Source organism: Salinimicrobium sediminilitoris (assembly GCF_020866905.1).
GTDB classification, from domain to species: Bacteria; Bacteroidota; Bacteroidia; order Flavobacteriales; family Flavobacteriaceae; genus Salinimicrobium; species Salinimicrobium sediminilitoris.
In genome coordinates, this window is sequence record NZ_JAIVCC010000001.1 from 183,212 (window position 1) to 206,786 (window position 23,575).

22 protein-coding genes are annotated in these 23,575 nt (G+C 42.4%); 16 read left to right on the forward strand and 6 right to left on the reverse strand.

Annotated elements, in window-relative coordinates; all coding sequences use genetic code 11:
* Positions 1 to 8 precede the first annotated feature (8 nt).
* Positions 9 to 593 (reverse strand): DNA polymerase ligase N-terminal domain-containing protein, encoded by a 585-nt coding sequence (locus LA313_RS00750; RefSeq protein ID WP_228912697.1) that lies wholly within the window; start codon positions 591 to 593, stop codon positions 9 to 11.
* 175 nt (positions 594 to 768) lie between these two features.
* On the opposite strand from LA313_RS00750, the gene LA313_RS00755 reads away from it, so the two are divergent.
* The 3 genes from LA313_RS00755 (at position 769) to LA313_RS00765 (ending at position 3,172) form a co-directional block, all read left to right on the forward strand.
* Positions 769 to 1,383, forward strand: coding sequence for a MarC family protein (locus LA313_RS00755; protein WP_228912698.1), 615 nt, complete (start codon positions 769 to 771; stop codon positions 1,381 to 1,383).
* A 74-nt stretch (positions 1,384 to 1,457) separates the two neighbouring features.
* Positions 1,458 to 1,649: a cold-shock protein gene (locus LA313_RS00760; protein WP_029035283.1), complete on the forward strand. Its 192-nt coding sequence runs from the start codon at positions 1,458 to 1,460 to the stop codon at positions 1,647 to 1,649.
* Between the two features lie 110 nt (positions 1,650 to 1,759).
* The gene (locus tag LA313_RS00765) at positions 1,760 to 3,172 is read left to right on the forward strand and encodes a hypothetical protein (protein ID WP_228912699.1); all 1,413 of its coding nucleotides are present in this window, start codon (positions 1,760 to 1,762) and stop codon (positions 3,170 to 3,172) included.
* A gap of 109 nt (positions 3,173 to 3,281) precedes the next feature.
* On the opposite strand, the gene crcB is transcribed toward LA313_RS00765, so the two are convergent.
* On the reverse strand, positions 3,282 to 3,653 hold the full coding sequence (gene crcB / locus LA313_RS00770; RefSeq protein ID WP_333473537.1) for a fluoride efflux transporter CrcB: 372 nt from the start codon (positions 3,651 to 3,653) through the stop codon (positions 3,282 to 3,284).
* Positions 3,650 to 4,678: an SRPBCC family protein gene (locus LA313_RS00775; protein ID WP_228912700.1), complete on the reverse strand. Its 1,029-nt coding sequence runs from the start codon at positions 4,676 to 4,678 to the stop codon at positions 3,650 to 3,652. The genes crcB and LA313_RS00775 overlap by 4 nt, the downstream gene beginning before the upstream one ends.
* Before the next feature lie 167 nt (positions 4,679 to 4,845).
* On the opposite strand from LA313_RS00775, the gene LA313_RS00780 reads away from it, so the two are divergent.
* The gene (locus tag LA313_RS00780; RefSeq protein WP_228912701.1) at positions 4,846 to 6,885 is read left to right on the forward strand and encodes a dipeptidyl peptidase 3; all 2,040 of its coding nucleotides are present in this window, start codon (positions 4,846 to 4,848) and stop codon (positions 6,883 to 6,885) included.
* Positions 6,886 to 6,949: 64 nt separating this feature from the next.
* On the opposite strand, the gene LA313_RS00785 is transcribed toward LA313_RS00780, so the two are convergent.
* Positions 6,950 to 7,138 (reverse strand): hypothetical protein, encoded by a 189-nt coding sequence (locus tag LA313_RS00785; protein WP_228912891.1) that lies wholly within the window; start codon positions 7,136 to 7,138, stop codon positions 6,950 to 6,952.
* Between the two features lie 50 nt (positions 7,139 to 7,188).
* On the opposite strand from LA313_RS00785, the gene LA313_RS00790 reads away from it, so the two are divergent.
* Together LA313_RS00790 and LA313_RS00795 are read left to right on the forward strand one after the other, a co-directional pair.
* Positions 7,189 to 7,575, forward strand: a complete 387-nt coding sequence (locus LA313_RS00790; RefSeq protein ID WP_228912702.1) for a nucleoside triphosphate pyrophosphohydrolase family protein — start codon at positions 7,189 to 7,191, stop codon at positions 7,573 to 7,575.
* A gap of 267 nt (positions 7,576 to 7,842) precedes the next feature.
* Positions 7,843 to 8,853 carry a Gmad2 immunoglobulin-like domain-containing protein gene (locus tag LA313_RS00795; RefSeq protein ID WP_228912703.1) on the forward strand — a complete coding sequence of 337 codons (1,011 nt, stop codon included), beginning with the start codon at positions 7,843 to 7,845 and terminating at the stop codon, positions 8,851 to 8,853.
* Here the strand turns inward: LA313_RS00795 and LA313_RS00800 are convergent.
* Entirely contained in the window at positions 8,850 to 9,923 is a 1,074-nt protein-coding gene (locus LA313_RS00800; RefSeq protein ID WP_228912704.1) for a branched-chain amino acid aminotransferase, read from the reverse strand. The genes LA313_RS00795 and LA313_RS00800 overlap by 4 nt on opposite strands.
* Positions 9,924 to 10,029: 106 nt before the next feature.
* Between LA313_RS00800 and LA313_RS00805 the strand changes: the two genes are divergently transcribed.
* From LA313_RS00805 to LA313_RS00815, 3 genes are all read left to right on the forward strand, one after another.
* Positions 10,030 to 10,521 (forward strand): DUF4920 domain-containing protein, encoded by a 492-nt coding sequence (locus LA313_RS00805; RefSeq protein WP_228912705.1) that lies wholly within the window; start codon positions 10,030 to 10,032, stop codon positions 10,519 to 10,521.
* A gap of 3 nt (positions 10,522 to 10,524) precedes the next feature.
* Positions 10,525 to 11,199, forward strand: a complete 675-nt coding sequence (mnmD, locus tag LA313_RS00810; protein WP_228912706.1) for a tRNA (5-methylaminomethyl-2-thiouridine)(34)-methyltransferase MnmD — start codon at positions 10,525 to 10,527, stop codon at positions 11,197 to 11,199.
* A 64-nt stretch (positions 11,200 to 11,263) separates the two neighbouring features.
* Positions 11,264 to 12,181: a TIGR01777 family oxidoreductase gene (locus LA313_RS00815; RefSeq protein WP_228912707.1), complete on the forward strand. Its 918-nt coding sequence runs from the start codon at positions 11,264 to 11,266 to the stop codon at positions 12,179 to 12,181.
* A 37-nt stretch (positions 12,182 to 12,218) separates the two neighbouring features.
* Here LA313_RS00815 and LA313_RS00820 read toward each other — a convergent pair whose 3' ends face one another.
* The gene (locus tag LA313_RS00820) at positions 12,219 to 12,899 is read right to left on the reverse strand and encodes a YceI family protein (RefSeq protein ID WP_228912708.1); all 681 of its coding nucleotides are present in this window, start codon (positions 12,897 to 12,899) and stop codon (positions 12,219 to 12,221) included.
* Between the two features lie 151 nt (positions 12,900 to 13,050).
* On the opposite strand from LA313_RS00820, the gene grpE reads away from it, so the two are divergent.
* From grpE to LA313_RS00855, 7 genes are all read left to right on the forward strand, one after another.
* Complete coding sequence (gene grpE, locus LA313_RS00825; RefSeq protein ID WP_228912709.1) at positions 13,051 to 13,644, forward strand: nucleotide exchange factor GrpE; 594 nt, start codon at positions 13,051 to 13,053, stop codon at positions 13,642 to 13,644.
* Positions 13,645 to 13,672: 28 nt separating this feature from the next.
* Positions 13,673 to 14,800 (forward strand): molecular chaperone DnaJ, encoded by a 1,128-nt coding sequence (gene dnaJ / locus LA313_RS00830; protein WP_228912710.1) that lies wholly within the window; start codon positions 13,673 to 13,675, stop codon positions 14,798 to 14,800.
* Positions 14,801 to 15,019: 219 nt separating this feature from the next.
* Complete coding sequence (locus LA313_RS00835; RefSeq protein WP_228912711.1) at positions 15,020 to 15,949, forward strand: ABC transporter ATP-binding protein; 930 nt, start codon at positions 15,020 to 15,022, stop codon at positions 15,947 to 15,949.
* Complete coding sequence (locus LA313_RS00840) at positions 15,942 to 17,234, forward strand: ABC transporter permease (RefSeq protein ID WP_228912712.1); 1,293 nt, start codon at positions 15,942 to 15,944, stop codon at positions 17,232 to 17,234. Before LA313_RS00835 ends, LA313_RS00840 begins: the two co-directional genes overlap by 8 nt.
* Positions 17,235 to 17,416: 182 nt before the next feature.
* The gene (locus tag LA313_RS00845) at positions 17,417 to 18,580 is read left to right on the forward strand and encodes a sigma-54-dependent transcriptional regulator (protein WP_228912713.1); all 1,164 of its coding nucleotides are present in this window, start codon (positions 17,417 to 17,419) and stop codon (positions 18,578 to 18,580) included.
* Between the two features lie 1,667 nt (positions 18,581 to 20,247).
* Positions 20,248 to 20,751, forward strand: a complete 504-nt coding sequence (locus tag LA313_RS00850) for a DUF6702 family protein (protein ID WP_228912714.1) — start codon at positions 20,248 to 20,250, stop codon at positions 20,749 to 20,751.
* A 54-nt stretch (positions 20,752 to 20,805) separates the two neighbouring features.
* Positions 20,806 to 23,115: a M1 family metallopeptidase gene (locus LA313_RS00855; RefSeq protein ID WP_228912715.1), complete on the forward strand. Its 2,310-nt coding sequence runs from the start codon at positions 20,806 to 20,808 to the stop codon at positions 23,113 to 23,115.
* The last annotated feature ends 460 nt before the right edge of the window (positions 23,116 to 23,575 follow it).

Here is a 23,575-nt window from a genome sequence, read left to right on the forward strand (position 1 = left end):
ATTCTTTTTCAAGATTCTTCCTTTTCAATTTGCTTCAAGGTCCTTCCTGAAACTACACTTTTTGCCTGAGTGCTTACAGGATTGCGGCGGGCATCGGCTTCCCCGTCGTCTTGCTTCATGAGCAGCCAGTTACCTTTCATTTTTCCTCCTTTCATTTCCACAAGGTTATAGCCGCCGGTGAGTTTTTTGCCATGCAGGGTTACTTCTACACTTCCTGCTTTAAAGCTATCTTCTAGGGAAATTATATTGCCGTCTTCATCTTTTTTATTGCTCTCAATGGTGCCGGTATCCCAAATCATTACCGTACCCCCGCCATACTCGCCCTGCGGAATAACCCCCTCAAAATCGGCATAGCTCAAAGGGTGATCTTCTGTGGGGATAGCCATCCTTTTTACTGAAGGATCTGTGCTTGGGCCTTTAGGAACAGACCAGGATTTGAGGGTGTTGTCGATCTCCAGCCGAAAATCGTAATGAAGGTTTGTTGCGTCGTGCTTCTGTATTACGAAAATGGGTTTTTCATTCTTCTTACCCGAGGGAACATCCCTGGGTTCTTTGGTTTTGCTGAAATCTCTTTTTTCGTTATAAGTCTTCATTGATCCAGTAGTTCCTGAGGCCAAAATGTACAAAAATTGCGCCTTCACCTTCGTTAAAGAAGTCTCAAAACTTAGCTGAAAGCTCAGGCTTTATAGAAAGGATCCGGTGCACTTTTACAGGTTGTTTATTTTAAATACTTTTACCCCTTATAATTAGTAGAAGCAAAAAAAATAAATGGAAGGGATCTGGGTATTTGCCATTGCAGTTTTTACGGGGTTTATTGCGATCAATAACCCGGTTGGGAACGTGCCTATATTTTTAAGCCTCACCCGGCAAGCCGATCGCCCTACCAGGAAAAATATCTCCAAAAAAGCCACTTTTACAGCCTTTATTATTGTTTCAGGTTTTATTATTCTGGGGAAGTATATTTTTGATTTTTTTGGATTGACCATCCCTGCCTTTAAGATCACAGGAGGAATCCTTGTTTTCTTTGTAGGCTTTGAAATGATAAGGGCGCAGGTTTCAAGTATTGATAACCAGAAGGAAGTGAACTTTAATGAAGAGATTTCCATTTCACCACTGGGTATTCCTATTCTTGCCGGTCCCGGAACCATAGTAACCGCCATGAACTTTACCACTACGGCTACTTATCTACAGCTGGGAATTATATTGGTCATGTTTGCACTGGTAATGTGGCTCAACCACCTTGCTTTTCTTTCAAGTGAATATTTGGTGAGGTACATAGGAGCAAATAAGATCGTGGTAGTGGAGAAAATAATGGGATTAATTATTGCCATTATTGGAGTTAATATGTTGATACAGGGGATTCACATTGCCTTTATGGAATAAGAAAATAATAAATTGACTTTTAGTTGGTTATCCATCCTTTAATTGTATATTTGCATTCAATTTAATTTTATATAATGAATAAAGGTACAGTTAAGTTCTTTAACGAATCAAAAGGTTACGGATTTATTAAAGACGAAGAATCAAATGATGAGTATTTCGTACATGCTAATGGTCTTGTTGATGAGATCAGACAGGATGACGAAGTAACTTTCGACCTTGAAGAAGGTAGAAAAGGTGTAAATGCAGTAAACGTGAGACAAGCTTAGTCTCAATTTTTGATATTTATATTCCTGAGCCTTACATTTATGTAAGGCTTTTTTTATACCCTAAATCGAAATTCTACATTGGATTTTAGAAAATTCACTAACTTAATTCCATGAAAAAAATAATCTTTTTTTTATTCCTGGGTCTTCAGCTTTCTGCGCAGGAGTTAGTAGTTAAAAAGGGAATAGTGGTGGATGACCTGAAAGTGTCAGACACTCTGGATGAAAGCTATGCCTTATATCTTCCCACAACATATCAAAATGGAAAACTCTGGCCGGTGCTTTTCGTTCTTGACGGAGAAGGACGTGGGAAGGCTGCTGCCCATCTTTTCCAGTCCACTGCCGAGGAGCAGGGTTATATAATAGTCGCTTCTAATAATATTAGTCGTCAAAAAGATCTGGAACAAAATGTCCTTACATCTGCAAGGCTAATACAACACGTGGCAGGAATTCTCCCTATTGATTCCACCCAAATCTCCAGTGTGGGATCGATGACCGGGGGAAGGGTGGCGAGTACTGTGCCGCTTATCTTTGATAATATTCTTGGCGTAATCGCAGTGGGAGATCACTGGGTTAACTTCAACTTGTTAGATGATAAAAAGAATTTTGCCTTTATCGGGATCGTTGGAGATGAACAATTCTCCACCTCGGGAATGCAGAATACCGCTAATACCCTTTCCCGCCTCAGGTTTCCTACCCAGATCTATACCTATTCGGGAGATGAAGACTGGCCCCAACCCGAAATAATCAACAGTGCAGTTGGATCACTTACCCTGGAAGCCATGCGGAAAAAATTTCGTCCTGTAGATCCACAATTGGTGGAACAGTTATACCGGCAGGATCTTGCCCGGTCAAATAAATTGATGAGTCTAAATCAACTTATGAATGCCAATGCGCTTCTGGAGATCATGGAAGAAAAATATGAAGGATTTATAAGCACAGCCGAAATAAGAAATAAACAGAACCAACTTTCCCGTTCCCGTAACTATTCCCAGCAGAAACGGGAACAAACTGCCGTCACACAAAAGGAGACAAGGCTTATAGACGATTTCATCTATTATTTGGAAGAGGATATTCGCACAGCTAATTTTGAAAACCTGGGCTGGTGGAATTACCAAAAAAATCAACTGGACTCTTTGGCGCAAAAGAGTAATGCTGAAAGCAAAATGGCGAAGAGACTTCAGGATTTTATTAGTGAATATGTACGGCTCAAGCGACAGGACATGGAAGAGAGGCGTACTCCTCTGGAGAGCAAGCTGGTGGCAAATATGATCCAAACAATCTTTGATCCCCAGGCCTTTGATGCCTACCGAAAAATTATTTCTTTAAGTGCGCAAGACAATGATTTTCAAACGGCCTATTTTTATCTTGAAGAAATGCTCAAGCACGGTTACAAGGACATGGCAAATCTCTATAATATAGAAGGAACGCTGGGTTTGAGATTAACGCCGGAATATAACCAGATAATTGAAAATCACCTTGGAAAATCAAAATTTTACGATGCCTCAGAGGGAGCTCAAAAATGACATTTTTGAAGCTCCTTATTTTTCTGACTTTTGCCGGGCAGGTTTTGCACAGCAGGTGAAATAAGTTTGTGCTTGTGTGGCATTTTTAGGAGCCAAATAAATTTCCAATTTAAAAAATTCTTGAAAGCCACATTCCTATAAGAACTGCAGCGATCCCCAAAAAAATACTTCCGGCCGAGTAGATCCCGAAGTTGACATAATCTCCTGCTTTCAACAGCGCCTGATTTTCAAAGCTGAAAGCCGAAAAAGTAGTGAATCCCCCGCAAAATCCGGTAGCGAGGAGTAAAGTAGTGTTGGGAGAAAGCATTTCCTGTTTTAGGCCTAATCCTAAAATTAAGCCTATCAATAAACTTCCGGAGAAATTCACCAGCAGTGTTCCCAGGGGAATCGAAGAAACCTGATTGAGGTTCTTCGAGATGAGGAAACGCAAGGCACTGCCAAGACCACCACCTATAAAAACAAGTAAAACCTGTTTCATCATTCTACCGGAATGTAAATTTCGGTTACCCAAAGAGCGGGATTATCGATTTCGGCAGGATCTGTAATAAGAAGTTCAAAAGGTTGCCCGTTAGGATCTACAATAAGCCCGTTCTCTTCTATATATCTATAGGTGCTTTCCCATGCTTCCGCAGCATTTTTATGATGTCCGTTTAAAGTTGTCTTAACCACTTTTTGAGGTTCAAGATACCCGTTAAGAACCTCGCTGCCAGCCGGCGTAATCACCTGGCTGGGTGTTGGTACTCCGGTAGAAAAAATGGTAGTGCCGTTGCGATCATCCCGTTGATTATAAATAATAAGAGGTTGGCCGCTTATGGAAATGTTGTTCTGTTTCATATAAAGCCTAACCTGTTTGATCATGTCTGCCGCACGCATATTCACTTCTCCCAGCCTGGAGGCTGTTGTAGTATACATATAATAACCGCCTCCATGTTCGGTCACACCATCTACGTTAATAGAATATGCTTCCATTTTCTGTATCACGTTTTGCTCGAGATTGGTAAGGCTTTCCTCAAAAATGGGTAAGAAAACTTCGCCTAGATCCTGGTCCTGTATGGTAAAGGCTAGCTTCTCTTTAAAACTTTGTTCGCCCTCCAGGGTCCAATTTACCCTGGTACCACCATCTTCGGGGGTAAAAGTCCAGGTGATTTCGCCTTCAGCTTCTCCAATTATGGTTTGCATGGTAAGGGCCTGTTGCAGCCTGGAATATGGAATAACAGCTGTAGTGACGATCCTGCCGTCCCTTATTTGATCTGCATGCCAGCTTATGGCTGCATTTGCACCTGTAGGTTCCCCCGTCAAGTCCATGTCCATTCCTTCTATTTTACTCCACGCATTCCAGGTTTTCCAATTGGAAAGATCGGCCACTTCCCTAAAGAGCAGGGGAGCAGGTGCATTAATGACTTTAGAACTTTCGATTTTATAGGTGCCATCTTTGGTGGCTATATAAATAGATCCTGCAATGATAACAATTAGCAGTAAAAACAGGAGGTATTTAAGGATCTTCATCTTGCTTGGCAGGTTTGTTGTATTAATTAGGCTAATATAAATAATTTGAAGTTGTTAATTCTTACATTTGTTAGCAAATGGTGAAGCCCTCCCGCCAGGACCTGCTGTTATTTTTTCTGCGGAAGATCTCACCCAAATTAATTTAATACACCATTAATTTTAAGAAAATGAAAATTAAATTCTTTTTGATGCCATTGTTGGCGTCAATGATCCTTATTTCCTGCGCCGACTCCATAGGGGAGAATCCGGCAGAAGTGGGAGAAGTTGCACAAACTAACGATTTTGATTATCAGGTAGATGAATTTGCCGATATTAAAGTACTCAGGTACCAGATTCCAGGCTGGGAAGATCTTAGTCTTAAAGAGCAGAAGCTTGTATATTACCTAACACAAGCCGGTCTTAGCGGTAGAGATATCATCTGGGACCAAAACTACAAACACAATTTAAAGATTCGCGAAGCCCTTGAGAATATCTACACCACTTATGAAGGTGACAAGACTACCGAAGACTGGAAGAATTTTGAGACTTACTTAAAACGAGTATGGTTTGCAAACGGTATCCACCATCATTATTCTATGGATAAATTGAAGCCTGCTTTCAGTAAAGAATATTTCGATACATTATTGGCTGAAACCGGAACAGAGCTTACCGGGGAAGCTTACGAGGTGATCTTTAACGATGTGGATGCCAAAAAAGTAAACCTGGATGAGTCTAAAGGTCTTGTGGAAGGATCTGCAGTGAATTTCTATGGGGAAGGCGTTACCGCACAGGATGTGGAGCGGTTTTATGCTAATAAAAAATCTCCAAACCCCAACAGGCCTCTTGCTTTTGGTATTAACTCCAAGCTGGTAAAAGAAAATGGACAGTTGGTTGAAAAAGTTTACAAAAGCGGTGGAATGTATGGCCCGGCGATCGATAAGATTGTATTCTGGCTTGAAAAGGCACAAGGTGTTGCCGAAAATAAGCAACAGGCAGATGCGCTTGGAATTTTAATTGACTATTATAAGACCGGTGACCTTGAGACATGGGATGATTACAATATTGCATGGGTAGAGGCAACCGATGGAAACATTGATTACATCAACAGCTTTATTGAGGTTTATAATGACCCTCTGGGTTACACAGGATCTTACGAAACTATCGTGCAGATCAAGGATTTTGATATGAGCAAGAAGATGCAGGTACTGGAGGAAAACGTGCAGTGGTTTGAAGACAATGCACCTTTGATGGAGGAACACAAAAAAGATTCTGTTGTAGGAGTAACCTATAAAACTGTGATTGTTGCAGGAGAAGCAGGAGATGCCTCACCGGCTACGCCGATTGGTGTGAACCTGCCAAACTCCAACTGGATTAGAAAAGAGCACGGAAGTAAATCTGTATCTCTGGGGAATATTATTGAAGCATATAACAATGCGGGTAGTACCGGAAGGCTTCAGGAATTTGCACATGATGAGGAAGAAGTAGCTCTTGAAGAAGAGTATGGGGAACTTGCCGATAAACTTCACACCGCACTTCACGAAGTTGTGGGACACGCTTCTGGTCAACTTAACCCTGGAGTAGGAGAGACAAAGGAAACTTTGAAAAGTTATGCTTCTACTTTAGAAGAAGGCCGTGCCGATCTTGTGGGGCTTTACTATTTGATGGATCCTAAACTGGAAGAGCTTGGTTTGGTGGACGATTATGAAAAAATGGGTAAGGCAGCTTATGACGGTTATATCAGAAATGGTTTGATGACGCAGCTTATAAGACTTGAACCGGGAGCTAACATTGAAGAAGCTCACATGAGAAACCGCCAGTGGGTTAGCGCCTGGGTGTTTGAAAAAGGCCAGGAAAAAGGTATTATTGAAAAAGTGACCAGAGACGGAAAAACTTATTTTAATATTACAGATTATGCTGCTTTGCGTGGGCTTTTCGGGGATCTACTTAAAGAGACCCAGAGAATTAAATCTGAAGGTGATTACCAGGCAGCCAAAGACCTTGTAGAGAACTACGGAGTTAAAGTTGATCAGGATATTCACAGGGAAGTGCTTGAGAGAAACAAACAATTCAAATCTGCACCTTACAGCGGATTCGTAAACCCTGTTCTTGTGCCCGAAACAGATGCTAACGGTGAGATCACTGCAATTAAAGTGGTACAACCAACATCTTTTGAGGAGCAAATGATGGACTACTCAGAGAAATTTGATGTACTTCCGCTGGAGAACTAGAATTAATTAAGAAGATTTATAAGCCGCCATTCTGAAAAGAGTGGCGGCTTTTTTTTGCTGAAGCCTATCCTTTTAAATAAGTTTTTAGAAGGAATAACAGCGCTATAAAAGCAATAAATCCAAAAAGGATGTAGAGTGTTCCTTTATAGTACTTGCGGTGGAGTTTGAGGTCCTTGCGATAGCTGAAGAAGATCACTACGACAAAAGCCACGAAAAATAATGCGGCAAAAATTATTTGTCCTGTGCTAAACATTTCCATTGGGCCCTAAGTTTTATAAATTTATGCGAATTTAAAGTATTAGAATGGAAAAAGCCTTAGCCGCCGTACAGGAGTTTCATAAAGCATTTGGTCTGGGAATTCAACAGCAGCCCACGGCAGCTCTTGCGGCTGAAAAAGTGCATTTAAGATATGAGTTGATGAAAGAGGAGAATGAGGAATACCTTGAGGCTGCAAAGAACGGAGACCTGGTTGAGGTGGCAGATGCGCTGGGAGATATGCTCTACATTTTATGTGGAACCATAGTGGAACATGGGCTACAACATAAAATATCTGAAGTCTTTGAAGAGATTCAGCGCAGCAATATGAGCAAACTGGGCAAAGACGGGAAACCGGTTTATCGCGAAGATGGGAAAGTGCTAAAAGGCCCGGATTACTCACAGCCGGACCTTCAAAAGATTCTTAAGTTCTAGGATTCGAGCACCAGGATTGAAAAGCAAATTGTTCATTGTTAGGGGAGCTTCTGCGGAGCGAGGGATCTTTTAATTTTCATCAAATTATATGTGAACTGAAGGAGATCTCTCGTTGCACTTTCTTTGGCGAAATTAACTACTCTGTCGAGATGACAAAAGAATACGCAACTGGCAACCCGCAACCCGGGAACCTGCAACAATCTTGACGCAGAACCCGTAACTCGCAACCTCTTGACTCTTGTTGCTCATTTTTACTACCTTGTTAGTATGAGAGCACTAATTTTTCTACTACTCGGTTTAATTATTATTTCCTGTCGAAATTCAGGAGAGAAGGAACAGCAGGACCAGGAACCTGCCATGCCAGCGCCAAAGCCTGTTGAAAGCACGACAGAATACACTTCTGAAAAATGGCATTTTTCAGCAGAAATTCCGCTGGGGTTTGAGGTTTTTGAAGGAGAACTTCCCGGCGAAGCACCTGTTGTAAATTTCTACGACAGCAGCATTGAGAAGCAGCCTCCTTTTGGTATCCACAATGATGCTTCCATGGCATATATCACCGTTTTACCAAAAGGATTTGGAGTTGATGGTCCCGGTGGCCCGCGAGAATCACTTGAAGATTGGGAGGGAGATCTGCCTTTGTCTTTTAATGTTGATCGCCGGAATTCCTATGTCTATTTGATGGAGAACGGACAGCCATGGGCAGCAGGCCTTAGCTTTCATTCCCCGCCACCGGGCTGGAATGAGTATGGCGGAATTTACATTTTCTACCAGGTAGATGATTTTAGGGCTGAATGCTTCAGCAGTAATACGGGTGAAGAGATCCCAATGGATCAATGCAACCCCATGGAAGGCGATGCCATGAAGTTTTACGGGGATGTTTCAGCAGAAAAAAAGGCCGCCCTAAATGCTATTTTAGAGAGTTTTTATTTTACAGATCCTAACCGGGAACGTGAAGATACAGGAGATCTTATAAAAGTTGAAATGCCGCAGGAAAATGCAACTGTAAGTTCTCCCCTGGAAATTAAAGGCGAGGCAAAAGGCTATTGGTTCTTTGAGGCTACTGCACCTGTGAGGCTGGTAACCGAAAGTGGGAAAGTACTCGCAGAAAAATATATAGAAGCACAAGGGGAGTGGATGACCAAAGACTGGGTGCCATTCCGGGGACAGCTTGAATTTGATACAAAAGAAAAGCGCGGCTATTTGATCTTTAGCCGCGCCAATGCTTCAGGAAAACCGGAGCATGACAGGATGCTTCGAATTCCGGTGGTATTTGATTAGTTCTTTTTTACAAGATATCTCCAGCCAAATTTATCTTCGGCTTTGTTGTATTGAATTTCCATTAACTTCTTCTTGAAAAAGGAAGCGTAGGAATCTTCAAGTTGTGGCAGTTCGTATTTTTTGCCTTTGTTTCCAAAACCTTTTACGGGGTTGATAGTCGCAGCAGTACCCGAACCAAAGATCTCTTTTAGTTCTCCTTTTTCGGCAGCTTCAACAATTTCGGAAACTTTGATTCGCCTTACTTCAGCTTCAATTCCAAATTCTTCGGCAAGGGTAAGGACGCTTTTACGTGTTACTCCGTCCAGAATACGGTCGCTGGTTGGGGCTGTAAGAAGTTTGTCTCCAACTCTAAAGAAGATATTCATGGTTCCTGCTTCTTCCAGGTACTCATGTGAATTGGCATCTGTCCAGACGATTTGCTGGTAACCTTCTTCCTTGGCCAGATTGGTTGGATAGAATTGGGCACCGTAGTTACCGGCAGCTTTTGCATATCCCACACCACCATCGGCAGCACGACTAAACTTATCTGCAAAGAACACCCGCACTTCGCCGCTGTAATAAGCCTTGGCAGGAGAACAAATGATCATGAATTTATACTTTTTTGAAGGCGATGCCGAGACTCCTGTCTCTGTAGCAATCACAAAAGGACGTATGTAAAGTGAAGTTCCAAAGCCTTTTTTCACCCAGTCACGATCAAGGTCGATAAGTGTTTCAAGACCTTCTAGAAATAGATCTTCGGGAAATTCGGGTATTGCAAGTCTTTTCGAAGATTTATTAAAGCGCTCGATATTCGCCATAGGACGAAAAAGCCACACCTGGTCCTCGTCATCTTTAAAAGCTTTCATACCTTCAAAAATAGCCTGCCCGTAATGGAAAACTTTTGCTGAAGGATCTAACTGAATGGGACCATAAGGTTTTATAACAGGATTTTGCCATTGCCCATCGATATAATCACATTCCATCATATGATCTGTGAAGACATTACCGAATACTAAATTGTCAAAATCAACCGAATCGATCTTTGAGGTTTTTGCTTCAACTACATCGATTGCGAGAGGTAAATTTTTCATGCTTTTATATTTGTTGCAAATTTACCTAAATTAATACAGCTTCTAAAGGTGGGATTTAACTAATTTTATCTTAATTTGATTTTTTTAAACCTTTAACAGGAACATAATGAAAAATATTAGGTTTATACTGCTGATTGCTTCCATAATGATAACTTTTTCGGGTTTTTCTCAGGAAATAAATTCGGGTAAAAATGACGCTTATTTTTCTGTGGGAGAGGAAGTTGAAGTTTCTAATATTCTTTCTGCTCATCACATGCAGGAGCGCTATCAAAACCTGAAGCCGGGGGACACTTTAAACGTTACTTTTAGAGGGGAGGTTGCTTCTGTTTGTAAGAACAAAGGTTGCTGGATGAAAGTCGCTCTGGAAGGCGGAAACGAAGTGATGGTGAAATTTAAAGACTATGCTTTTTTTGTGCCTAAAGATATTGAAAACAAGGAGGTTACTCTGGAAGGTAAGGCATATGTGACCGAAATGTCTGTGGAAGATCAAAAGCATTATGCCCAGGATGCAGGAAAATCGGAAGAGGAGGTCAGCTCCATTATTTCGCCAGCTGTTACCCTTTCCTTTCTGGCCGATGGCGTGAAGATCAAAAAATAGCTTTTGAAACGAGAAATTATCAAAACCGGGGACGGTTCTGCCACTATTTTTATTCCCGAGTGGAATGAGCACTATCATTCTAAACATGGTGCATTACAGGAGGCGTTGCATGTTTTTATCAAAACAGGATTTTATCATTTTCTTGAAAAAAATAAACCTACTCAGCTGTCAATTCTTGAGATTGGATTTGGTACGGGTCTAAATGCCCTTCTTACCTTTTTTGAAGCTGAAAGGAATGAGGTGAAAGTGAACTATACCGGCGTGGAAGCTTATCCGGTTTCTGCGGAAGAACTTTCGGCTTTGGATTATGCTGAAGTTGTTTCAGAAAATAATGCTTCAGAAGTTTTTCAAAAATTACATGGGACCGACTGGGAGAAATGGAATGATATTTCGCCATTGTTCAGCCTTCAGAAGGAGAAGAAATTTTTTAGTGAGATTTCAGAAAGTGAAGAATTCGACCTCATATTTTTTGATGCATTTGGTCCCCGGGTACAACCGGAACTATGGAGCGAAGAAGTCTTTAGAAATATGTACAGGACTTTAAAGGAAAATGGAGTTCTGGTAACCTATTCAGCCAAAGGTGATGTGAGACGGGCGATGCAGGCTGCAGGCTTTGTCGTGGAGAGATTACCCGGGCCACCGGGAAAACGGGAAATGCTGCGGGCGACAAAAGTTTGACCTTGTTAAACCTTTGATAAACCGGCTCGTACTCCCGTTTATATCCATTAAATTAAAAAGAAAAATGCGTATTCTCATCACCGGAGCCACCGGCCTAGTAGGTTCTGAAATTACACGGCAATGTCATGCACAGGGAATAAATGTAAATTTCCTCACCACAAGTAAAGGCAAGATTGAAAAAAGCGAAACTTACCGCGGGTATTACTGGAATCCTTCTTCGGGAGAGATTGATGTGAAATGTCTGGAAGGGGTTGGCGCTATTATTAACCTGGCAGGTGCCAGTGTTTTTCAACCCTGGACAGATTCGAACAAGAAAAAGATTCTTAATAGCCGGATAGAATCTTTAAATCTCCTGTACAAAACTTTAAAGGAAAATAGTCATGAGGTAGGACAATTGATCTCGGCCAGTGCTATAGGGATCTATCCCAGCTCCAGGAGTAAGATGTATGAGGAAGATGATAATCTGATTGCAGATGATTTCCTGGGAGAAGTCTCTGAAAAATGGGAAGCTGCCGCCGACAAATTTGAAGATCTAAAGCTTCGGGTTGCAAAAGTACGCATTGGGATCGTACTCTCGGCAGATGGCGGAGCATTGCCGCAGATCATGAAACCGGTCAAATTTAATTTGGGAGCATCTCTGGGCTCAGGGAAGCAATGGCAATCCTGGATACATGTTCGGGATCTCGCACGGATCTTTCTTTATATTATTTCGAATGGGCTTACCGGAATTTATAATGGCGTAGCACCCAATCCTGCAACCAATGAGGAGCTCACAAAAGAAGTCGCATATGCGCTTGATAAAAAACTCTGGCTTCCAAAAGTTCCCGGGCTGGCATTGAAAGCTGCAATGGGAGAAATGTCCAGTGTAGTGCTGGGAAGTCAATTGGTGAGCAGCGGAAAAATTCAGGATGAAGGTTTTGATTTTCATTTTGTCAACCTAAGACCTGCAATCCAGGATTTATTGAACAAAAAACCCGGCTGAAAAAGAGCCGGGTTTTTGTCATTTTTGATGAGAAGAATTATTCAGCTCTTCTAGCGGTAACGTTAATGGTCAATTCCATTTCATCACTAATGAATTTATCTCCCAGGTTATCAAATACAGATTTAGATCCATAATTCACACCCCAGTCTGTCCTGTCAATAGTGAAAGTTTCACTTTCAAGAGTGATAGTTTCTCCATCAAGATTTGAATTTACCGGGAACTGGATATTTTTAGTCTCTTCTTTAAGAGTAAGATTTCCCTGTAACATTTTCTGTCCATTCTCTTCGGTCACTCCTGTGATCTCGAAAGTGGCAGTTGGAAATTTGTTTACATTAAAGAAGTCTGTTTCTTTACCTTCAACAGTTCCTTTAAGGTGATTTTCCAGACTTGTTTTATCATCCGGGGCTATTCCTTCGTCTGTCACGTTAATAGAATTCATATCTATTACAACACGGCCACTGGTGATCTCTTCCGTCGTAGCCATTAAAGTTCCATCCTGTATGTTGATGGTTCCCTGGTGTTCCCCAGTAGGCTTGGTTCCTCTCCATTCAATGGTAGATTGAGTTGTATCAATCTCATAGGTCATAGCCTCTTCACCGGCAACTGCAGCTTGTTGGGCCTCTCCCGGTTCAACTTTATTTTCTTTATCGTTTTTGCAGGCAACGCTTCCAAAGGTAATTCCTGCTACCAGTACAAAATTTAATACTCTTTTTTTCATTGTTGTTGAAGTTTAATTAAGCTGGCAAAATTAAAATTTTAACATTCACTTTTTCCCAATAGAATACTAAAAGTTTCCCGTGACATTTTGGCATTTCAGTTTTCTTGGCAGTACTTTTGCCAACTGTCTCACAGAATAAAATTTGTATCACATGAGCGATAAAGAACATAACTACGAGAATAACTCAGAAGAAGAAAGTATAAAAGATCAGGTAGAGGAAATACTTGATGACGCAATAGAAGAAGCCGAAAGTAAGGAGAACAACGAAGGGGACACTGCGCAGGAAGGGACTACTTCAGAAAAAGAGCAACTTAAAGCCGACCTGGAGAAGGAAAAGGATAAGTTCCTGCGATTATTCGCCGAGTTTGAAAATTACAAACGCCGTACCAGCAAGGAGCGAATAGAAATGTTCAAAACTGCCAGCCAGGACGTCATTGTGGCAATGTTGCCTGTGCTTGATGATTTTGATCGCGCCATTAATGAGATCAATAAAGCTAAAGACAAGGAATTGTTGAAAGGTGTTGAGCTCATTAGCAATAAATTCAGGGAAACATTGCGTTCAAAGGGATTGGAGCAGATGACGGTAAAAGAAGGAGATACCTTTGATCCCGAGATCCATGAAGCAATTACACAGATCCCTGCACCAAAAGACAAATTAAAAGGCAAGGTTGTTGACGTAGTGGAGAGAGGTTATAAACTTGGTGACCGCATCATACGTTATCCAAAGGTGGTGACCGGCAAGTAACTTTTAATTTGAGAATTTTAAAGATATCATGAAACAGGATTATTACGAAATATTAGGGATTAGCAAGAATGCGACCACAGCCGAAATCAAAAAGGCGTACCGCAAGAAGGCCATAGAATATCACCCCGATAAGAACCCGGGAGACACCAAGGCAGAAGAGCTGTTTAAAAAGGCTGCCGAGGCTTACGAAGTTCTAAGCAATGAAGACAAGCGGGCGAGATATGACCGTTTTGGTCACCAGGCTTTCGAGAATGGCGGCTTTGGCGGCGGTGGCGGAATGAACATGGATGATATTTTTAGCCAGTTTGGAGATATTTTTGGCGGTGCCTTTGGCGGCGGCGGAGGATTTTCGGGCTTTGGCGGCGGCTTTGGAGGCGGCGGCCAGCGCAGGGTTAAAGGTAGTAACCTGAGAATTCGTGTAGCTCTTACCCTGGAAGAAATAGCCAATGGAACAGAGAAGAAAATAAAAGTTAAGCGCAAAGTGCAGGCGCCGGGAACGACCTATAAAACCTGTTCAACCTGTAATGGTACAGGACAGGTGACCAGGGTGACCAATACCATACTGGGACGCATGCAAACTGCCACTCCATGTACCACCTGTGGTGGAAGCGGACAAATGATCGATCAACGTCCTGCCGATGCCGATGCACAAGGTCTAGTAGTGAACGAGGAGACCGTTTCAATTAAAATTCCTGCGGGAGTAGTTGAAGGAATGCAGCTTAAAGTTTCTGGTAAAGGAAATGAAGCGCCCGGTAACGGAGTTCCGGGGGACCTGCTGGTCGCTATAGAGGAAAAAGAACATCCGGTCCTGCAACGGGAAGGAGACAACCTGCACTATGACCTTTACATTAGCCTTTCTGAAGCTGTATTAGGAACCTCGAGAGAGATAGATACCGTATCCGGCAAGGTGCGTATAAAGATTGATGAAGGAGTACAGTCTGGTAAGATCTTGCGCCTTCGTGGCAAAGGTATTCCAAACATTAATGGCTACGGAAGGGGAGATCTTTTGGTGCACGTAAATGTATGGACGCCAAAAACTTTGAACAGGGAACAACGTGATTTCTTCGAGCGTATGGCAAGTGATGAACACTTCCAGCCGAAACCGGAAAAATCGGATAAATCATTTTTTGAAAAAGTTAAAGATATGTTTACATAATTTTTATTTGTTAAAAATTTTTGCATATATTTGAGCATCACTAATTCATGTTAGTGGTAAATTTTTCTTTTTCATAGCAATTTTTTTCCCATCCTTAAGTAATTAAGGGTGGGTTTTGCTTTTAAGGGAATAAGGTTTTGACAGCCTGCAGGATTCTTAAATTCTTCCCAATGCCGTCATGGCTTTTTTTAAAACTATATCTTTATACAAACAACCTTTATGGATCACCTCCTGGTAGCAGAAAATGTTTCAAAACAATTTGGTGAATTTACTGCACTTAATGATGTCTCTCTGGAGATCCCAAGAGGTAGTATTTTTGGTCTTTTGGGACCTAATGGAGCCGGGAAAACTACCTTTTTAAGGATCATTAACCAAATAACCCTACCCGACAAAGGAGGAATAATGCTAGATGGTCATGCTCTGCAACCCGATGATATAAGGCATATAGGTTACCTGCCAGAAGAGCGGGGGCTTTATAAATCTATGAAAGTAGGGGAGCAGGCTTTGTATTTGGCACAATTAAAAGGATTGTCCAAAGCTGAAGCCAAAGAAAGGCTTAAATACTGGTTTGAGCGCCTGCAAATAGAGGACTGGTGGGGAAAAAAGATCCAGGAGCTTTCAAAGGGAATGGCTCAAAAAGTGCAATTTGTGGTAACCGTTTTGCACCGCCCTAAATTATTGATCTTTGATGAGCCTTTTAGCGGTTTTGATCCGGTCAATGCTAATCTTATCAAGGATGAGATCCTGCAACTTCGGAAGGAAGGGGCGACAATACTTTTTTCTACCCACCGTATGGAAAGTGTGGAAGAAATGTGTGATTATATGGCTTTGATCCACCGCGGAAACAAATTGCTCGATGGAGAAGTGAATGAAATAAAACGCCGTTACAAATCCAATACCTATGAAGTGGGATTGATGGCTGCGAATCCTGAAGGTCTTCGGAAGGAACTGGAGGAGAGATTCCGTATTTCCGATACCGAATTTAAGAGCATTAATGACGACCTGAAACTACAGATACAGATAGGAGAAAAATCCTCTCCCAATGATCTGCTTACTTTTCTAACCTCCCGGGCAGAGGTGAACCATTTCGTGGAGGTGATCCCATCTGTAAATGATATTTTCATTAAAACCGTGACCACCAATGCGTAACCTGAAGCTTATAATTAAGAGGGAATACCTGGCAAGGGTGAAAAATAAAGCCTTTGTTGTAATGACATTTTTGAGCCCTCTCATCCTGGTGGGGATGATCGTGCTCATCGCTTATCTCGTCAATCTAAATTCTAACGAACAGCGCGTTGTAGCCATCAATGATGAAAGCAAACAGTTCGTAGGAGATTTTAATGATTCTGAAGATGTCAGGTTTATTGATCTTTCCAGTATTGATCTTGAAGCAGCCAAGGCAATTGTTAAAGAGCAGGAATATTTTGGGCTGCTGTACATTCCGAAATTTCAGAACAATACAATTCCTAATATTCAATTTTTCGCCAAGGAAGCCCCTGCTTTTGGGTTTCTTTCTCAGGTGGAGAAGACAATAGGGGACAAACTTACCAATCAGCAGCTGCTGGCCCGTGGCATAGACGTGAATTTAATTGAAGCTTCCCAAACAAAGGTGGATATAGGGATCCAGAACTTTTCGGGAGAAAAAACCTCGAAGATGTCTACTTATGTAAAGATGATCTTTGGCGGGGCAGCCGGTTACCTTTTGATGATGTTCATAATCATCTACGGAAATATGGTGATGCGGAGTGTGATCGAGGAAAAAACGAACAGGATCATTGAGATCATAATTTCTTCGGTAAAACCCATTCATCTTATGCTTGGAAAAATACTGGGCACTTCCCTTGCCGGAATTACCCAGTTTATAATCTGGGTGATCCTGGGAGGAGTAATGTTAAGCCTGGTGTCCATTATTGCCGGTGTTGATATAGGAGAGGTCCATGGCCCACAGCAGCAGGCGATGGAGCAGATATCCGACAATGAACTCCAGCAGCTCGTAATTGATATAGCAAAACTACCTATGCTGTTATTGCTTGTGAGCTTCCTGATCTATTTTATTGGAGGATACTTTCTTTACAGCGCTATTTATGCGGCTATTGGCGCAGCTGTTGATAATGAGACCGATACGCAGCAATTCATGCTTCCGGTTATACTTCCGCTTATGCTTGGCATCTACGTTGGCTTTTTTGCGGTGATCGAAAATCCGCATGGGGTGGTTTCCACCGTGTTCTCCATGGTGCCACTTACATCACCCATAGTCATGCTCATGAGGATTCCTTTTGGAGTGGCGTGGTGGGAGCTGGCGCTTTCAATTGGGATACTCATTCTTACTATAGCGGGAGTGGTATGGATAGCAGCTAAGATTTACAGAGTCGGGATCCTTATGTATGGGAAAAAACCTGGATACAAGGATCTGTACAAGTGGCTCAAATATTAAGATTTTTTTGAGAGGGTTCCCAAAAGAGGTTGTGTTACTTTACAAGGCCAACCGGTCAAACAATTAAAAATCTTAGTATATTACCTGTATACCGGCCATACATTTATGAATGACATCAGGTTTCGGAACTAAAAAAAATATTTTTTATGGCCGAAGCGGGGTAAAATTTAAAATTAAAAAGCATGCCAAAAATACTGTTGATCGAAGACGAAGCAGCCATTAGAAGGGTACTTATTAAGATCCTTACCGAAGAAAATTCTTCTTATGAGGTGGAGGAAGCTGCCGACGGACTTGAGGGAATCGAAAAAATTAAGGATCAGGAATACGATCTTATTCTGTGCGATATCAAAATGCCGAAGATGGATGGAGTAGAGGTGCTGGAGGCAGTAAAGAAGATCAAGCCGGAAATTCCGATCGTGATGATCTCCGGCCACGGCGACCTCGATACAGCAGTAAACACTATGCGCATGGGGGCTTTTGATTATATCTCCAAACCCCCAGATCTCAACAGGCTTTTGAATACTGTTCGAAACGCCCTCGACCGCAAGGAACTAATGGTTGAAAACACCCGACTTAAGAAAAAGGTGGGTAAGAACTTCGAAATGATCGGGGAATCTGAAGCGATTACAAAGATCAAAGACATAATTGAAAAAGTTGCGCCTACAGATGCAAGGGTGCTTATAACAGGTCCTAACGGAACCGGAAAAGAGCTGGTAGCACATTGGTTGCACCAAAAAAGTGACCGTTCTGCCGGGCCTATGATCGAGGTAAACTGTGCAGCAATCCCTTCAGAATTAATAGAAAGTGAACTTTTTGGGCATGTAAAAGGAGCCTTTACCTCGGCCAACAAAGATAGGGCGGGGAAATTTGAAGCTGCCAATGGGGGTACTATTTTTCTTGATGAGGTTGGGGATATGAGCCTCTCAGCTCAGGCCAAGGTGCTGCGGGCACTGCAGGAGAGCAAGATCTCAAGGGTTGGAAGTGATAAAGATATTAAAGTCAATGTACGTGTAATTGCCGCAACAAATAAAGATCTTAAAAAAGAAATCGAGGAGAATAAATTTCGGGAGGACCTTTATCACAGGTTGGCCGTAATCCTTATACAGGTTCCAGGGCTAAACGAAAGAAAAGAGGATATTCCGTTACTGGTGAATTTCTTTGCTGATAAGATTTCGGAAGAACAGGGAGTACCTAAAAAGACCTTTACCGAAGGTGCTTTGAATTTACTCAAGGAATACAACTGGACAGGAAACATACGGGAACTGCGAAATGTCGTGGAACGTTTGATCATCCTCGGCGGACAGGAAGTAAGCGAGGAGGATGTAAGGTTGTTTGCAAGTAAATAAGAAGTTAAATTTTAGAAGTTAGAATTACGAGGTTCCGAACTCGGGTCCCGGCACGGTTTGTAAATCCGCGCCAGCTGATCTTTACACCGTCTTTGCTAACTTCTGGAAGGAAGCGCGGCAATCTCACAGTAGTTGAATTAAAATTCTATTTGAACTGCGCTATCATTAACTCAAAACTTTCTCGGTAATCGTCCCCTCCTGCGGAGGGGTGTCCGCAGGAGGGGGTGGGGAATTGACTGCCGCCTCTCTGGTCTCTCTCTTCCTCTAACCAGTCCAGACATTCCAAGTTTTTTATCAAGAAAAGTAGTAAATGAATTTCTTCCGAGGCTCACAACAAGGAACTTTGGCAGGTCTCCACGGCGTAGTCTCGTAATTCTGTTGCAACACTATTCCCCAAGTGAGAATTTCAGTATTTCCCGGCACGGATTGCAAATCCGCGCCAGCTGATCTTTACACCGTCTTTGCGGAACTATTAGAAGGAAGCGCGGCAATCTCCCAGTAGTTGAATTAAAATTCTATTTGAACTGCGCTATCATTAACTCAAAACTTTCTCGATAATCGTCCCCTCCTTCGGAGGGGTGTCCGCAGGACGGGGTGGGGAATTGTCTGCCGCCTCTCTGGTCTCTCTCTTCCTCTAACCAGTCCAGACATTCCAAGTTTTTTATCAAGAAAAGTAGTAAATGAATTTCTTCCGAGGCTCACAACAAGGAACTTTGGCAGGTCTCCACGGCATAATCCCATAATTCTGTTGTAACAATAGTCTCAAAGGGAGAATTTCAGTATTTCCCGGCACGGATTGCAAATCCGCGCCAGCTGATCTTTACACCGTCTTTGCCGAACTATTGGAAGGAAGCGTGGCAATCTCCCAGTAGTTGAGTGAAAAAATCTTTTTCAACTACGCCATCTTTACCTCAAAACTTTCTCGATAATCGTCCCCTCATTGGGAGGGGTGTCCGCAGGTCGGGGTGGGGAATTGACTGCCGCCCCTCTGGTCTTTCTCTTTCTCTAACCAGTCCAGACATTCCAAGTTTTTTATCAAGAAAAGTAGTAAATGAATTTCTTCCGAGGCTCACAACAAGGAACTTTGGCAGGTCTCCACGGCATAATCCCATAATTCTGTTGTAACAATAGTCTCAAAGGGAGAATTTCAGTATTTCCCGGCACGGATTGCAAATCCGCGCCAGCTGATCTTTACACCGTCTTTGCCGAACTATTGGAAGGAAGCGTGGCAATCTCCCAGTAGTTGAGTGAAAAAATCTTTTTCAACTACGCCATCTTTACCTCAAAACTTTCTCGATAATCGTCCCCTCCTTCGGAGGGGTGTCCGCAGGACGGGGTGGGGAATTGTCTGCCGCCCCTGTGGTCTCTCTCTTCCTCTAACCAGTCCAGACCTGCCAAAGTTTTCATATACTGAAGAGAAGAATGATTTTAGTTGGGAGGCTTATAATTCATAACAGACCTGCCAAAGTTTTCATCAGGTGAAGAAGTAATTGAATTTCTTCCGAGGCTCACAAAATGGAACTTTGGCAGGTCTCTCTTCCTTAAGCCAAAAAACTACCTGCCGCAACTAATATTAAACCTTTTCCAATTCTCCCAGTCTTATACACTATACCTGCTGTGGAACAGTCTTTGTAGTTAAGGTGATAACTTCAGGTACAAATCAATTCATGAAAAAGACAATACTACTTATTCTGGCGCTCCTGCCGCTTCTGGCATTCACGGCTGCACATAAATTCTATGTTAGTGCGACCGACATTGAATACAATGAACAGCAAAAATCCCTACAGATCATCTCGCACGTATTTACAGATGATATGGAGAAACTCCTTCAGGCGCGCTATAGTGATAAACTTGCTTTAGTAAAAGGAGATGAACATCCGGCAGCCGATGATTTTATTGAGAAGTACTTTAATGATAAATTCCGCGTAAGCGTAAATGGGAAAGACAGGATGATTAATTACATCGGGAAAGAGTACGATAAAGATCAGCTACTTGTGTACCTGGAGATTGAAGACGTGGAGCCAATAAAAAATATACGTGTTGAAAATGCCGTTTTAACCGATCTTTTTCCGGAGCAAAAGAATGTCGTGAAGGTGGAACAACAGGGGAAAATTAAAAGTCTGCTGCTAATGAGGGACAACCTTAGCGGTACGATAAATTTCAGCAATTAAATTGTGAAACTTCAGAATTCAATTATTTTTAGCAACCTAAACTTAAATTCATATATGAGATCAATTAGAACTGCCTTTGCAGCTTTTTTTATTCTGTTTTCGGCAGGCGTTTTTGCCCAGGAGACTGAACAACAAACGGAGCAAACAGAAGGAGGACACATTAATGAGAATAAATTCCGACAACTGTATCAGGAATTTTCAACTCCAAATCAATACCGCACAGGTAGTGGAGCGCCAGGTCCTGCTTACTATCAAAATGAGGCCGATTATAAAATGGATATCGAGCTTGATGATCGTAATCAAAAATTGACCGGTCACGAAACCATTACTTACCACAATAATTCCCCCGATGACCTGGAGTACCTATGGGTACAACTGGATCAAAATATACGTTCTAAAGATGCTGTAGCAAAATTAAAAGATGGGAATGGTATTTCACCAGTGGCCCAGCCGGGAGATTTTGTTTCAGAATATATGAAGGAACCATTTGACGGCGGGTTTAATATTACTGAAGTGAGCGCCGACGGCAAACCTCTTAAAACAGTGATCAATAACACCATGATGAGGGTGGACCTTCCGCAGCCATTAAAGGCAGGAGAGAAATTCACCTTTGATATTGGATGGTGGTACAACATTAACAACCACATTACAGATCGTGCCCGCTCGGGATATGAAAGCTTTGAGAAGGATGGGAACAATGCTTATGTTATTGCCCAGTTCTTTCCACGTATGGCCGTTTACAATGATGTAGAGGGATGGCAAAATTACCAGTTTTGGGGGAATGGAGAATTCGCGCTTCCTTTTGGGGATTACGAGGTGAATATTACTGTTCCTGCAGATCATATTCTTGACGGAACCGGGGAACTGGTAAACCGCAAGGAAGTATTTTCAAAAGAAATGATGCGTCGTTACGAGGAGGCTAAGAAATCTTATGATAAGCCTGTGATGATCGTAACTCAGGAAGAAGCGGAAGCTGCCGAAAAAGGCTTTTCTGATAAGAAAAAAACCTGGAAACTCAAGGCCGAAATGGTAAGGGATTTTGCCTTTGCCACTTCTCGAAAGTTTATATGGGACATGATGGCTGTTGATTTGGGAGAAAAAGATGTCATGGCAGTGTCCCTTTACCCAAAAGAAGGAAATCCTCTGTGGGAAGATTATTCAACCAAAGTAGTTGCACATACTTTAAAGTCTTTTTCAGACCATACTTTTACCTATCCTTATCCCAAGTCGATTTCAGTTCATGCTAAAAATCAGGGAATGGAATATCCCATGATCTCATGGAACTATGGTCGTCCAAATGAAGATGGTACCTATAGCGACCGTGTGAAGTATGGAATGATGAGTGTAATTATTCATGAGGTAGGACATAACTTCTTTCCTATGATCGTAAACTCAGATGAGCGTCAATGGGGCTGGATGGATGAAGGTCTTGATACCTTTATGCAATACGTGGCCGAGCAGGAGTACGGTGAGAAATATCCTGAAGATATAGCGCCGCACACCAAATATCCTTCGAGAAGAGGAGAGCCTGCCAGGATCGTAAACTATATGAAAGGAGATCAAAAATATATTGCTCCCATCATGTCAAATCCCGAAAATGTTTATCAGCTGGGGAATAATGCCTACGGAAAACCCGCGACCGCATTAAATATCCTTAGGGAGACAGTAATGGGGAAAGAGCTTTTTGACCATGCATTTAAGACATACGCCCAAAGATGGATGTTCAAGCACCCAACCCCCGAAGATTTCTTTAGAACTATGGAAGACGCCTCGGCTGTTGATCTTGACTGGTTCTGGAGAGGTTGGTTCTATTCTACAGATTTTGTCGATATAGGAGTAGAGGAAGTTAAGAAGTTTCACGTGACAGATAAACCTACCAAACAAGGTACCGAATTGCTTAAACGCTATGGAGTTGAAGATCCATCTTCTATGGACCTGGTTTATGTGGTGGAAGAAGGCAGTGAAGAGTTTGATGCAAATATGAAAGGAAAAACTCCTGCGGAAAATGCACCGACTCTTAATGAATACATGATGGATAATTTCACTCCGCAGCAAAGAGCAGAGATGAAGATGCCGAAGTATTTCTATCAGGTGACTTTTAATAAACCAGGCGGATTGATTATGCCTGTGATAGTGGAATATACTTATGCCGATGGTACTTCTGAAAAAGTAACCTATCCGGCGCAAATCTGGAGAAAGAACGACCAGCAGGTAAGCAGGGCATTGGCTACAGATAAGGAGATCACTAAAATAGTAGTAGATCCCGATCTGGAGACTGCCGATGTGAATGTAAACAACAATTCATGGCCTAAAGAGGCAGAGGTGGATAAGTTCCAGGAGTTCAAGGAGAAGAACCAGGGCTAGACCACCCCGTCAGGCTTTCGCTTGCCACCCCTCCTTGAAAAAAAGAGGGGAGCGGATTGGGGTTCAAAACACCTGAAGGTGTTTTCCTCCTTCGGAGGAATTCAAGTAAGAAATTTAAAAGACCCTCCCTTTTGGAGGGTTTTTTTGTGCTCATCCTCCCCCGGCCCCTTCAAGAGGGGAAGTGAGGTTTTAGCGCTGATTTTAGACGCTTGTGCTGCCGCAGGCAGGGGGTGTCAAAGGCACCCTGTGAGTTCCCCTCCTTACTAAGAGGGGTGCCCGCCGCAGGCGGGTGGGGTGGTCCGAAGACAGGTTACTCCGTAGGAGGTGCGTAGCTGTTGAAAACCAGTTTTGGCTCTTATTTTTGTAGCTCAGCGGCCACTAATCTATTTTCCACTCATCCTCCCCCAGCCCTCCAGGGAAGAATGCCCATTGGGCGAGGTGTTTCAAGTCTTGATTCTTG